Here is a 12,527-nt window from a genome sequence, read left to right on the forward strand (position 1 = left end):
CGTCGTCAACGTCGACGCCAGGCTGTCACGCAATCACCCGCGCATACACCGACCTGTCCACATTCCCACCGGACAGGATCACACCCACCTTGCGGCCCAGGTTTGTTTCGCGCTCCTGAATCAGCGCTGCCAGGGGCGCTGCGCCGGCGCCTTCAGCGAGGTTGTGGGTGTCGGAATAATAGATACGCATGGCCTCGCAGATCTGCGCATCGCTGACCGAGACGATCCGCGCCGCGCCTGCCGCATAGACCGCAAAGGCGTCGGGAACCGGCTTGCGCACGGCCAAACCGTCAGCAAAGGTATTTGCCGAATCCGTCTCGTGTAACGCCCCGGCATCAAACGACAACTTTGCCGCAGCGGCCTCGGTGGACACCACACCCACCACCTGCGTCTTGAGGCCCAGCGCATCGCGGGCGGCGATCACCCCGCAAATCCCCGATCCACAACCAATGGGCACATAGACGGTGTCCAGGTCCGGGGCAGCCTTGAACAGCTCCAGCGCATACGTGGCGACACCTTTGACCAGCTCGGTGTGAAAGGGCGGCACCAGATGCAGGCCATGCACCTGTGCCAGGCGTGCGGCCTCGTCACGGGCCTCATCAAAGTCGCGGCCACACTCCACCACTTCACCGCCAAAGCCGCGCATGGCGTTGTTCTTTTCCGGGGAATTGCCTTGCGGCACGACAATCAACGCCCGCAAACCCAGTGCGCCTGCGGCCAGCGCCAGGCTCTGCCCATGATTGCCGCGGGTCGCGCTGACGACCCCTTTTGCGTTCGGGTGCGTACGCTTGAGCCAATGCATAAAGGTAATGCCACCGCGCACCTTGAAAGCGCCGGTAGGCGTGTGATTTTCATGCTTGACCCACACGTCGCAACCCAGCCGCTCGGCCAGCAAGGGCCAGGCGTATTGGGCAGTGGCAGGCATGACCTGATAGACCAGACGCGCAGCCTGTTCGATATCGTCGAGCGTCATTCTGTGCATGATGGGGCCTCCGAAGGTTTGGCCCAGTCTAGAGACGGGCGAAGCCGGTTGGCTTTCAGAAAACCGACCTGACGTTTGCGCGCCCTCTTCGCTACTATGGCGCTCATGAGCCCTCGCCATTGCCCTTCGTCATCGCGCTTGCCTGAACCGGTCCGTCGGATCGAAACAGGGCCGTGGACGATTGAATTGCTCCCCGGCAGCGCCTACGCGACCCGATACGTACCGACTCAGGCGGCGATTGGCTTCGCCTTCGACAGCCAGCGCGGCCTGCACGCGATCGGCAGCGACCGGGTACTTCCCTTCACGGCCGTACCCAATGGCCTGGCCTTCGTCCCGGCGGGGTGTGACGTGTTGTCCGAATCCCCTCAGGGTGGCGAATACCTGCGGGTCATCCGCACCGACGGTATCGCGCTGGTGGGTGATCGAGCCTTCAACAACCGCATCGATCCGCAGGCGACGAAGCTCGCATTGCGCATGCGCAACGCCCTGTTGCAGGCCTCAGTGGTGGACGACTGGGAAAGCTGGGCGCTCGCCCTGGCTGAACGGGCTCAACGTCACGACGCAGTGCCGATGCCGCACACTGGCGCGATAACCGGTGGCCGGATGCGCTTGCTCGATGAGTTCATTGACGCGTCCCTTGGCGGCCCGCTGAGCGTAAAAGCGATGGCGCAGTTGTTCGGATTGTCCGAAGGCTATTTCATGCGCGCCTTCAAGACCACCACCGGCAAAAGCCCCCACGCCTACCTGATCGACCGACGCCTCGCCAAAGCCCGCGCCCTGATGCGCGACTCCCCCGCCAGCCTGTCAGACATCGCCCTCACCTGCGGTTTCAACTCCCAGGCACACATGACCACCGTCTTCAGGCAGCGGCTGGGTGTGAGTCCTGCGCAGTTGCGTTGGGGGTAGATTGGGGGGATGGCTGGTGGTTGGAAGTGGGGATTTGGTCAAGGGGGGCTTTCGGTCATGAGCAGTCGTTAACCATTGGCAGCTAACGGCCAGAAGCTGCCGTCTGTGGCAAGTTTTATCGGCCGGGAATTATGCACGGGTAGCGGCTACAACTTTCGAGGAGACGGGTGCTACCCTGATAAGCCATTTCCCTATACCACCCGGCGACACCCGTTAGGAGAACACGCTGAATGATGACCTCTACTCCATGCTGGTGATCGCTGCGCCCTCGAATCTGGGACTAAGGCCATGAACCTGGTACGTGGCGGGCTCCCTCTGCGCTGATTGCTGCGGGTCTACTCAAGGCGATCAACGCTCGCGAATTCAAAAAGTTACCAAGGCCTAATTATTCGCCAGGAGCTCAGCCAGGAACACGTTTGCGGAACGGTAATGCCATTAGCTCGTTCAATATCGGCTTGGCGAATCTGGTGGGTGAAGCCAGCAGGCGAGGCGTTTTTGCGCTTGTCATTGAAGGCGATTGTTCAATCCTTCTAGGCGCATTAGCCGGTGCTCGCGAAGCCGGTCCTGTCTCTCTTATCCATATCGATGGACACAGCGATTTTCGCCACCCAGGTAACTACGATTCAGAACAAAGCCTGGGTGCAGTGGCGGGCATGGATCTCGCGCTTGCGACTGGTCGGCTGGTCGGGGGGAGTCTTTAGCGACGCAATGGCCAGGCTTGGCAGGTCCTCTAGTCGCTGACGCAGATGTTATTCAACTGGGCGAACGGAAAACCGCGATGAAGATTTTGCCTGGCCCGATATAAATAGTACGGCTATCACCCGGATCGATGTCTTTGATGCGTTGATGATAGGTCCAACGGCAGTTCTTGCACGCATTCGTGAAACGCTCGATCGAAAGCCCTATCAAGGGTTCTGGATACATCTGGACGTAGATGTGCTGGACCAATCCGTAATGCCTGCTGTGGATTCTCCTGGTTCCCCAGGTATTCCAACTCCCGACTTACTGAGCATTATTTCGCCATTAATAGCAAACCCTCGATGCAGGGGGATGACCGTAACGGTATTTGACCCTGATCTGGACCCTGATGGACGCTTCGCCGCTGTCATCGTAGGAATGTTGGCACAGCTGCCGTTCCCCGGTTAGGTGGCTCCTTTCGCCTCAAAGCGGACGTTCGCGGTAGGCAGAAACCAGCCGATAACAGCCGGTCCTGGCTATTCGATTATCTCCTGGCCTGTCCAGTCATCATCAGGGAGCAGAGGGCAGAAGGTAGAAACTTTTAGGTATAAAACCCCCGGACGTTAATGTGTTGCAAAAAAAATGATGGTCAGCCACGGCGCTAAACCATGAGATGGTACGGATCTCACCGTTCTTTATAGCAATTTTGCAAAATACGGCTCTTGCTCTATCATCGTTAGAGGCAATGATTTTATCGCTTTCCAAAGCTGCATCTAAAAGATGACAGTCTTTGAGTGCCACTTCTTTTTCTTTGCCGTCTTCGACGTGTGCTTCAATAAGGCTTTTTATTGTGCTTGTTGGTGTAACAAATATAATTCGTTTCTTTGCCACCATAGAGGCCATCCATCTGGTTGCAAATTTGGATCTATGATCTCTCCATTCTTTTCTGAGCGTTGGACACATTGCCGCCTTGTGACCTCCCGCAGCTACGGACTCTAGAAGCTTTCGAGATCCACTAGACACAGGGTGCTCTGTCAGGCCCGAAGAGCGGGCAATATCAGCATCGATAACAAATGCAAAGGAAGCAGTCATATTAACGAGTCCTCAACTGCGTCCAGGTACATTTGTTCTACCTCAAGGCTTGTGTCGTCGAAATCTTCCGGCCACTCTCCGAATGCGCCTTGGTCATCTAGGCCCGCTTGGTCGACTCTTGTTTCACCAGTATCTAGGTTTTGAGTAAACCAATTCAATGAGACCTTTTTACTGTCCAACTGTTTTTTCACTACCGCTAGCTGAATTCCTCGTATAAGGATTGAGCTATGCGTTTCAATGATCACGCGAACCCCTTTATTGATCGCTTGGACGATGATTGATGCTAGCTTGAATTGGGCTTTCGGGTGCAGATGAAGCTCTGGCTGCTCAATATAAACCGGCTGGCCTTTCTTCGCCCCTATAAGCGCAACCAGTATAGGTAGCGTCTGTGATACGCCGAACCCGACATCGGCAATGTTAACGAGGTCTGAACTTGTGCCAGATTTGCTCCTTGAGACTTGAATCTCGACGCTCGTGTCATCCACCTTAGAGGCTTTAATATTACTGGCAAGTCCGAGTTCGAAGAGCTGATTTTTAAGTGTTTTATACCTTACGCTGTGTTTTGCGCCCTTTGACCAGTCGCTCACGATGCTTGCAACATATTTTTCGAAGGACCCAGGATAAACATCATCAGAAGCTGCGATTTTATAAGATCTTTCAGGGTTACCCCGCAGCCCAGGGACGTGTATCAGTCGGGTAATGAACTGCTCGAGCATCTGAGTGGGGTCGATGCTGGCTTTTAGTGGGAAAAACTCTTTTCCATCAAGGGATAGCTCCGCTCTGATGAAGCACTTCTCCCTAATTGCTTTCCAAGAGACTGATTTTTTTCTTTCTACATAGAAGTCTTTGATGAATTTGAAGTCATCCGCCGGCAATAGGCTTTCGATTTCAGCACCGATCATTCCAGTCCTGAGAGCAAGTCCGCCTGGCATCTTAGGACTCGTCATGCGTACACAGTCAGCTTGGAGTCCCACGCCTTTTTTGTATTTATAAGATGCTGTACAACTACTCGAGTCTGTCGACATTGAGACGCTGAACGATTTTTTGTCGTAGCCTGGAACCTTCGAGATAAGCTGGCTTGAGTCGGTTAGTTTTGCATTTTCACCATAAAGAACAAGCGAGCCAGCATCGTAATGATTCTCTATCGTCTGCTTTAGTACTAGGAAAGGTTGCATGAAACTAGACTTGCCAGAGCTATTCGCGCCGGATAGGATAGTTAGACCATCAAATCGTAACTCTTGCTTCGAAGCTATAGACTTGTAGCCCTCAACGGATAGCTTCATTTTTAATCCCTTTATTTTTTGACATGCTTGCAGTCCTTTGAATATTTCGAAGCGTTGAGAGTATGTATGCAGCTAAACAATTCACTTGGTTACGGCTCCAAACCATGATCTAGGAAAGCTTTTGATGGTTTACCACGTTGCCTAGCCTCAATGAGACAATGTAAAGATTCGCAGAAAAGTCCAACCTGCGTCTAGTTAAATTTTTCAAGTGATTAAAATTAATCACTGTCTTTCGTTCAAAAGGTCTTCAAGCTCTATGTTTTTTTATGACCAATCTCTACAAACTCGCCTCAACTGCCGCAGCTTTGCTGTATTGCTTCACTCCTAATTCCGAACATTTTACGAGAGTCGACCGTCCGCTTGTGGCGGATCGCCGCCTGTCGTGAAGGGCAGAAATCGACCCTGAACGGACACTCGTCAACGTCAGCTCAGGGTCGAAAGCTGTTTGCTCCGCTATTGCAGTGGAACGTACACATCGGTTTGCCATTGATCCTGCGGTGTCTCGGGATAGGCGCTCAGGTAATTGAAGAACAGCGGCTGGTCACGAAGTTCCTCTCCGCTGGCAGGAAGCCAATCGCGGTAAATCGGATAGATCGTTTCGCCGATGTGATCCGGTGACCCCGCGTGTCGCACCACGACGCAGCGACCGGCAGGAATGACGATCTCGTGCACGCCGAACTCATTCGGCGCCACGGCTTCGTGAATCTCGCCGCAGATTGCGAAGCGGAAGGCTTGTGGAGGTGTCGTATCGGGGTTGCTATAGGGAATACCAAAGGTGCGACTCGATGCCACCGGCGACTGTCCGCTCTGCATACGCCACTCGATGAACATGCGCACGCTCTCATTGACGAGCCCGGCGGGTCCGCAGTGTTCAAGCGCTGCTACCCTGACTTCAGGGAAATCTACGATTCGTACTTGCATGATGATAGTCCTGGAAAAGTGAGGGATTGCGAATACCGCATTCCAGACCTGCCAGTTCGGTTCATTCCTGAACGCACTCGGCGTCGTACCGAACGCCCGCCTGAACGCCCTGCAAAATGCCTCGGGACTTTCAAAGCCGGCACCGAGTGCGGCGTCCAGTACCGAATGATCAGCGAGGGCGGCCAGGCTATGTGCCGCGCGTCGTAGTCGCATCAGTTGCACATAACGTGAGACAGGCACTCCAACGAACGCGGTGAATTGTCGATGGAAGTGAAATGCCGAAAAGTTCGCCACATGGCTCAACGTCTTCACCGACAGGTCACCTTCGAGATTGGCATCAATGTAGGCGAGTACGTCGTTGAAGCGTTTTGTGTAAGCGAAATGGGTCGGCATGTCAGACACTGGGAAAAGCTCCTGAAAGTACGGTCGGCAATAGAGTCGCCTACAGCGGTACGAACGCGCCTAGCCGCGCTTGCTCAAGGCACGTTTTGGATTGGCCAATTCGATCTCTTCCAAGGAGATGTAAAGGTCAGGGGGCATTGCAGGTGCCCACTTCTGGCCGATTGCAGCCCCTGCCCCACGCAGCCACCAACCCAAAGCAAAACACCCAACACAACAACGCCAAGTCAATGACACCCCCTGTTCCGCCCTAAACCCGAACAGAGATAGAACCCAACACCCCACACCTCACCTTGCATTGCCCAATGAGCCTGCAAGCCAGCCGATGCCGTCAATCGGCGACGCAGACGGAGCAGTCGTTGCGCCGAGGATGCGGCGTTGTCGGCTGTGTTGCCGCGTATCGAGGTGATCCACGAACTGCCCGAGCGCCGCTGAATACGAGGTACATCACCCCTCTTTCGAGAAGTAAGTGATAAAAATTATCTAGATCCAGACATCATTAACGGCCGTCCTTTCGCTTTTCTCATCGCCGGTATTCAATACGCCAGCGGGCTCGATCAGTAACAACTTTACCTCCCGCTCCGCGTAGGGTTTGTGCTCGACGCCTTTGGGCACCACATACATTTCGCCTTGCTCGATCATCACGGCGCCATCCCTGAAGTCAATTCGAAGCTGCCCTTCCAATACGATGAAGGTTTCATCGGTATCGGCATGGCTGTGCCAGATGAAATCTCCTTCAATCTTCACGACTTTGAACTGGTAGTTGTTCATTTGCGCGATGACCTTGGGGGTCCACTGCTCACTGAAGAGGTCGTATTTTTTCGAGAAGTTGATCGCGGAGTATTGGGTCACGGCGGATTTATCAGGCATTTGAGTCTCCCAGGTGTTCAAGAAGTCGACGCCTGACTTTATGCATCAACGGAGGCGGCGTATTGCATGATTGTGCAGGTTGGCGACGGCAATCCGGTCAAAACGGTTTCAGGCGCTTCAGCCACTTTCCGGGCGGCACGCCATAGGCCTGGATAAACTGACGAGTCATATGGCTTTGGTCAAAGAAGCCCGCCGATAGGGCCGATTCTGCCAGTGGATAGCCCGACCTCAGCATGGCCTTGGCGAGATCGAGTCGTCGCTGTGTCATGTACCGGTAGGGGCTTGTCCCATACAGAGCGCGGAAGTCTCTGCTAAGGCTCCACCGGTCTCGACCACTCACCTGTGACAGTTCTTCCAGTGTCACCACACGATCCAGAGCAGAGTGAATAAACGCCCGCGCCCGCTCCGCGGCGACAAAGTCCAGCGCTTTGCGGGACACTCTTTGCCCTGAAATCTGATCCAGCACGTGGGCCAGGTCATAAATCAGGTCGTCTTCTTCGAGTGGCTCCATGGCGGCGTCCAGGTTGCACAACAACGCCCGTATGGCGTGGTGCAACCGAGGGTCATTCGATAACCCCCCTTCAATAAAGGGCAGCGGTTTTCCGCCCAATACCTGCTGAATCAACGCCGGTTCGATGTACACCATCCGATAGCGAAAACCTGCGTCGGTGCCTGCCTGGCCGTCATGCACCTCATCAGGATGCAACACCATGATATTGCCCGGCAGACTGTGACGCTGGCAGCGACGGTACTGGAAGCTTTGAACGCCGGACAGGGTTGTGCCGATGGCATACGTGTCGTGACGGTGAGGCGTGAAGCCGTGCCCGTTAAAGAAGGCTTCGATGCGTTCCATTTTCTGGAGTGTGGGTGAGTGTTTGACCCAGTCGCTGACAGGAATGTGATCCGACATAGTGCGGCACCAAGGCGATGATGTTTCACAGTACCAGACTTCGCCAATGGCTCACGATCAGGGCTCGCCATGCCCGGAACGTGTTGAACAGCCACTCGATGACCCACCGGGTTGAGCCTCTAGCGAACCCTTCGAAAGGTTTCAGGATAGTCGAGCACAAGGCCGTGCTTGTCCACGTCGAGCTCCGCCGTAAATCCCCGAAAGATGCCCTCATATCGATACCGCTGATTGAGCGCCAGGCAGCTATAGCGTTGTTGGGCAACCTGAGGCAAAAAGTCACCCGTGATTTGTGCTGGCAGCCCTCGTGGGACCGGCTTTAGCCGGGAAGGCAGTGTCAGGGTCGGCAAAGATTCAGCGTCTGTCCTGGCCTCTTCCCGGCTAAAGCCGGTCCCACGACTACAGATCGGGTTTTTATTTGATTCGGTAGTGGAAGGTGTTGCGCACGGCAGGCACCGAGACGGCCTTGCCGTCGATGGTCCGTGGCTGATAGCGGAAGGTCTGTGCCGCAGCCAGCGATGGGCGCATGAACAGTGGATGGCAGCCGTCGAGCACTTTCGGGTTTTCGATTTTGCCCTGCGGGTTCACGGTGTATTCCACGGTGCAGTCGCCTTCGAGGTTCTTGTCCAGGGCCCGCTGCGGATAGTCCGGTGCCTCTTTGCTCAGGGGTAGATATTGTCGGCTGTCGGCGGCGGCCTGTGCCGCTTGTTGCCTGCTGCGTTCCGCAGCCTGGCGCGCCCGTTCGGCGTTTTTTTGCTGGAGGGCAAGTTGTTCCTGCTGACGTTGTTGCGCCTGCACGCGGTTTTGTTCCTCGGCTTCGCGCTGCTCCTGTTGCGCTTGAAGCTGCTGTTGCTTCTCGACCTGTTGTTCGCGCTTTTTGTCCTCTACCCGCTTGTGGGCCAGTGCGGCCTGCTCCAGCTTTTGCGCCTGGATTTTGGGGTCGACGGTCGGCTTGGCCGGTTCGGGCACGGGTACCGGTACCGGCGGCGCAGGTTGAGGGATGGCGGGTGGCGGCTCAATGGCTTGCGGTTGAACGGCCGCAACCTCCGGCTGAGGGTCTGGCTCGGCAGCGGGAGGCAACATCACCATATGGGTTTTCAGGACCATGGGTTGATCAGGCACAGGCATTTCCACGGACCACCCAGACACCAACAACGCCAGCACCACCCCGTGCAGCGCAAAAGCCAGGCCTGCCGCCAGGCTGTTTCTGCAAAGGTCGGGCAGCACCGTATCGCGCCAGGTGGACGCTTGACGGTGCATGATCATTGCGGTCATTGCGGGGCCTCGGTGACCAGTCCCAGGTTACTGACGCCGCTGCGCTGTAGGGCCGCCATCGCCGCTACCACGCTGGCGTATTGCGCATCCTTGTCGGCGCGGATGTAGACCTCTGTGTCGCTGCGCTCAGCGATAATCTGCGTGATTCTGGCGCTCATCTCATCCAGTTCCACAGCACTGTCGGTCGTGCTCCGGGTATCGAGTTCGCCGCCGACGTTCCAGTAATAGCCGCCCTCGGCTTTCACCGACAGGGTGACAATCTGCTTGCGCGTGTCATTGGCCAGCGCCTGACTGGCCACCTTGGGCAACTCGATCTTCACACCCTGGGTCAGCATCGGCGCGGTGACCATAAAGATCACCAGCAACACCAGCATGACGTCGATGTAAGGAACCACATTCATTTCGGCCTTGGGCCCGTGCTTGCGTTGCGGCCTGATCAACATCGGTGAACTCCTCTCAGGCGGCTGCGGCCAGGTTCATCGACGCGCCGTGAAGCTTGCGATGCATACGCACCTGCAGCTCGTTGCCAAAGGCGTAATAGCGGGTCAGAAGCGTCTGGCTGCGGGCAGAAAAACGGTTGTAGGCGATGACGGCCGGGATGGCCGCGAACAGGCCGATGGCCGTGGCAATGAGCGCTTCGGCGATGCCCGGCGCAACCGTTGATAGCGTTGCCTGCTGCACCTGAGACAAACCAAGGAAGGAATTCATGATCCCCCAAACCGTGCCGAACAAGCCGATGTACGGGCTTACCGAACCCACGGTGGCGAGAAACTGGAGGCCTTTTTCCAGTTGTACTTCTTGTTCGCTGATGGCGACATAGAGGGAGCGTTCGACGCCTTCAAGGACGACCTCGGGCGAGTTGGCACTGTGCTGGCCGAGCTGGTCGTAGGCCTGGATACCGGCCTGGAAGATCGGTTCCACACCATTGTCACGGCTGTGCGGCCTCTCCCCGTTGCGGCTGAGTGAGTGCAAGTCCGACGTGTTGCGAAAGCTCAGCACGAAGGTGTTCAACTGCCGCTCGTTACGTTTGAGCACTTGGCTGCGCTGGATGATCAGGTACCAGCTCATCAGCGAAGCGAGCAGCAGCGTCAGCATCACCGCCTTGACCAACAGGCTGGCATCGCTGATCAACCCCCATACCGTCATATGTTCCAGTGTCGCCTGCATGTTCGGACTCCTTAGCGTGCGCCTGTCTGGTGGCCACTGAAGGGCGGCCAGAGGCTATTCGATGAAATGTTGATGACCGGTTGATGACAGCTTGTGTCAGGGTAATTTCAAGGCTTTGGTGACCTCGGCCCAAGGCACGAATTTGAAGTTCTGGGCTTGCTCGGGCATGCGCTTGCGCCCGTCCTGAACCACCAGCATGCCGTTGGCCCAAGGGCCGCCAAGGTTCACCGAGGTGACTTCAAGGCCGTCGGTTTCCGAGGCGCCGTCTATGCCCGCGTCTGCATTCAGCCCGACCCGGAACGCGCCGCGAGAAGCAAACGGCGGCTCGGCATCAAGCACCACGTAGCTGTCGTTGCCCTGACTGGAAATCACCAGGTAATCGCGGGCGTCACTCTGGTACAGCCCCAACCCTTCAACATCTGCGTGCAGTTGCGCACCGACGCGGATCACGCTGGTCAATGCCGCTGGCTGATCGGCCCGAGCGTCCACAGCCCAGACACCGACGTCCTCTTCACCGATAAACAAGCGTTGGCGCTGGTCATCAGCGACGCAGCCTTCAGGCTGGCTGTCGACCTTGAACCGGCGGACCAGCTCGCCCTGAATGGTGCCGTTGGGCGCACTGAGACGGTATTGCAGGAAGGTGCCGTCTTTGTCATTGGCGAACGCGTAGAGTTCGCCGGCGACCGGTTGAAACAGGCAGATGCCGTAGATGTTTTTCAGCGGCGTCGCAATCTCGCCGGCTTCACGCAGTTCGCCCGTGGCGCGGTCGATGCTGAACAGGCTCAGGCTGTTGTGATCGCGATTGCTGGCCACGGCCAGATCAACGCTGTGCTGAGCAATAGTGAAGTTGGGTCGCACATCGACATTGTTCAAACGTCCGACCGGCAAGTCCTGAAGCAGCTTGCCCTGCAGGTCATACGCCAGCAGACCCTGCTTTTTATTGGTGCCCAGCACCCGACTCAATTCGGGTTTCTGCGGATGTATCCAGATGGCCGGATCATCCGCGGCGTCGCCCTGGCGCGCGACCGGATCGCTTTGGCTGATGGCGCCGACGTTCGGGAGTACGGGGGGCAGGTTAGCGACCGGGGTCTGCCAGTTCATTTCGCCCTGGTACAAGCGCCCGTCATCGTCGTCGCGTACCAGCAGTTGCAAGCCGTTGGCAGTGCGGCGTGCGGCGAGGTTCTGCGGTTCTTTCAGGCCCGGCAGCGGTAAGGCGTCCTTTGCCGACCAGCCGTTTCCTTGCCGCTGGTAGAGGTGCAGTTTCGCGGTTTGCGGGTCCAGCGCGACGAGGCCGCCTGGCACTGTGGCCATCGCCCCGGCTGATTGCTCGGTGTCGCTCGCCGGTGCGAGCAGCGCCACAGGCTGGCGCACCACGTCTGCTTCCGAGTGCGCCGGATACGCCCACCAACCGAGGTTTTCTTCGTTCACAAAAAACTGGTTGGCCGCGTCATCCACCTGACAGAACTGCGCCGAGGGCGGCAAAGGCAAGCCGCGAACCCGTTGTGGCTGGGTGTTCAGGGTTGAACCGGTGCCCACCAGCCATTGTTCGCCCTTGCCCTCCTCGCCCACGAGGAACAGAAACAGGTTTTTGGCATCGTCCCGGTACAGGCACAACCCGTTGACTGGATAGTCGCGAGCTGGAAGGTAGATCGGCTGCCCCCAGTTTCGACTGTGGAGATCCAGGCTGACCAACAGCGCTTGCTGGCGGTCATTGTCCAGGCTGGCGACCAGCACTTGCTGGCCCGCCGAGCGCAGGTCCAGGCTGCTGAACGAACCCGGCAGGCGCGTCAGCTCCTTGCCCTGTTCATCGAGCAATAACAAACCGTTGCGTTCGCTGGCCCCCAGTCGTTCGGGGCCCATGTCATCGGGAAGAAATGCCAGCGCGTCCAGCTCAAGGTCTTGGCCTTGTCCCCAGGCTTGCAGCTTCAGCGTCGGGGTCGTCGTAGCGGCCATCGCTGATCCGGTCGCGAGGCTGAGCACCATCGCCAGCAGACCGGCCTTGGGCAAAAAAGTAGTCATCAACAGATAAATCCTTGTTGTTCAAGCA

Annotated in this window: 14 protein-coding genes and 1 pseudogene; 4 read left to right on the plus strand and 11 right to left on the minus strand. The window is 56.9% G+C overall.

All coding sequences use genetic code 11. The features are described 5' to 3' along the window. Positions 1-25: 25 nt before the first annotated feature. The gene (locus ACP7B0_RS16845; RefSeq protein ID WP_426142576.1) at positions 26-982 is read right to left on the minus strand and encodes a threonine dehydratase; all 957 of its coding nucleotides are present in this window, start codon (positions 980-982) and stop codon (positions 26-28) included. Positions 983-1,078: 96 nt separating this feature from the next. On the opposite strand from ACP7B0_RS16845, the gene ACP7B0_RS16850 reads away from it, so the two are divergent. From ACP7B0_RS16850 to ACP7B0_RS16860, 3 genes are all read left to right on the plus strand, one after another. Further along, positions 1,079-1,888 (plus strand): helix-turn-helix transcriptional regulator, encoded by an 810-nt coding sequence (locus ACP7B0_RS16850; RefSeq protein WP_426142620.1) that lies wholly within the window; start codon positions 1,079-1,081, stop codon positions 1,886-1,888. A gap of 467 nt (positions 1,889-2,355) precedes the next feature. Further along, complete coding sequence (locus ACP7B0_RS16855) at positions 2,356-2,589, plus strand: arginase family protein (RefSeq protein ID WP_426142621.1); 234 nt, start codon at positions 2,356-2,358, stop codon at positions 2,587-2,589. 124 nt (positions 2,590-2,713) lie between these two features. Further along, complete coding sequence (locus tag ACP7B0_RS16860; RefSeq protein ID WP_426142622.1) at positions 2,714-3,034, plus strand: arginase family protein; 321 nt, start codon at positions 2,714-2,716, stop codon at positions 3,032-3,034. A 102-nt stretch (positions 3,035-3,136) separates the two neighbouring features. Here ACP7B0_RS16860 and ACP7B0_RS16865 read toward each other — a convergent pair whose 3' ends face one another. The 3 genes from ACP7B0_RS16865 to ACP7B0_RS16875 all read right to left on the minus strand — a co-directional run bounded on the left by ACP7B0_RS16865 (position 3,137) and on the right by ACP7B0_RS16875 (position 6,264). Beyond that, positions 3,137-3,658, minus strand: coding sequence for a hypothetical protein (locus ACP7B0_RS16865; RefSeq protein ID WP_426142577.1), 522 nt, complete (start codon positions 3,656-3,658; stop codon positions 3,137-3,139). Beyond that, complete coding sequence (locus tag ACP7B0_RS16870) at positions 3,655-4,941, minus strand: AAA family ATPase (protein WP_426142578.1); 1,287 nt, start codon at positions 4,939-4,941, stop codon at positions 3,655-3,657. The genes ACP7B0_RS16865 and ACP7B0_RS16870 overlap by 4 nt, the downstream gene beginning before the upstream one ends. Before the next feature lie 453 nt (positions 4,942-5,394). Beyond that, the gene (locus tag ACP7B0_RS16875) at positions 5,395-6,264 is read right to left on the minus strand and encodes an AraC family transcriptional regulator (protein WP_426142579.1); all 870 of its coding nucleotides are present in this window, start codon (positions 6,262-6,264) and stop codon (positions 5,395-5,397) included. A gap of 262 nt (positions 6,265-6,526) precedes the next feature. On the opposite strand from ACP7B0_RS16875, the pseudogene ACP7B0_RS16880 reads away from it, so the two are divergent. After that, positions 6,527-6,687 (plus strand): annotated as a pseudogene (locus ACP7B0_RS16880) (IS66 family transposase); the annotation flags it as partial. A gap of 57 nt (positions 6,688-6,744) precedes the next feature. Here the strand turns inward: ACP7B0_RS16880 and ACP7B0_RS16885 are convergent. The 7 genes from ACP7B0_RS16885 to ACP7B0_RS16915 all read right to left on the minus strand — a co-directional run bounded on the left by ACP7B0_RS16885 (position 6,745) and on the right by ACP7B0_RS16915 (position 12,499). After that, on the minus strand, positions 6,745-7,131 hold the full coding sequence (locus ACP7B0_RS16885; RefSeq protein WP_426142580.1) for a cupin domain-containing protein: 387 nt from the start codon (positions 7,129-7,131) through the stop codon (positions 6,745-6,747). 97 nt (positions 7,132-7,228) lie between these two features. After that, entirely contained in the window at positions 7,229-8,041 is an 813-nt protein-coding gene (locus ACP7B0_RS16890; protein ID WP_426142581.1) for an AraC family transcriptional regulator, read from the minus strand. Positions 8,042-8,160: 119 nt separating this feature from the next. Next, a complete protein-coding gene (locus ACP7B0_RS16895) occupies positions 8,161-8,388 on the minus strand; it encodes a putative glycolipid-binding domain-containing protein (RefSeq protein WP_426142582.1) in 228 nt (75 codons plus the stop codon). 64 nt (positions 8,389-8,452) lie between these two features. Then, positions 8,453-9,313: an energy transducer TonB gene (locus ACP7B0_RS16900; protein WP_426142583.1), complete on the minus strand. Its 861-nt coding sequence runs from the start codon at positions 9,311-9,313 to the stop codon at positions 8,453-8,455. Next, the gene (gene tolR / locus ACP7B0_RS16905; RefSeq protein WP_426142584.1) at positions 9,310-9,756 is read right to left on the minus strand and encodes a protein TolR; all 447 of its coding nucleotides are present in this window, start codon (positions 9,754-9,756) and stop codon (positions 9,310-9,312) included. The genes ACP7B0_RS16900 and tolR overlap by 4 nt, the downstream gene beginning before the upstream one ends. A gap of 13 nt (positions 9,757-9,769) precedes the next feature. Beyond that, complete coding sequence (gene tolQ / locus ACP7B0_RS16910; protein WP_426142585.1) at positions 9,770-10,480, minus strand: protein TolQ; 711 nt, start codon at positions 10,478-10,480, stop codon at positions 9,770-9,772. Between the two features lie 96 nt (positions 10,481-10,576). After that, positions 10,577-12,499, minus strand: a complete 1,923-nt coding sequence (locus tag ACP7B0_RS16915; protein WP_426142586.1) for a phytase — start codon at positions 12,497-12,499, stop codon at positions 10,577-10,579. Between the last annotated feature and the right edge of the window lie 28 nt (positions 12,500-12,527).

Source organism: Pseudomonas sp. DWP3-1-2 (genome assembly GCF_049896285.1).
Classification (GTDB): Bacteria; Pseudomonadota; Gammaproteobacteria; order Pseudomonadales; family Pseudomonadaceae; genus Aquipseudomonas.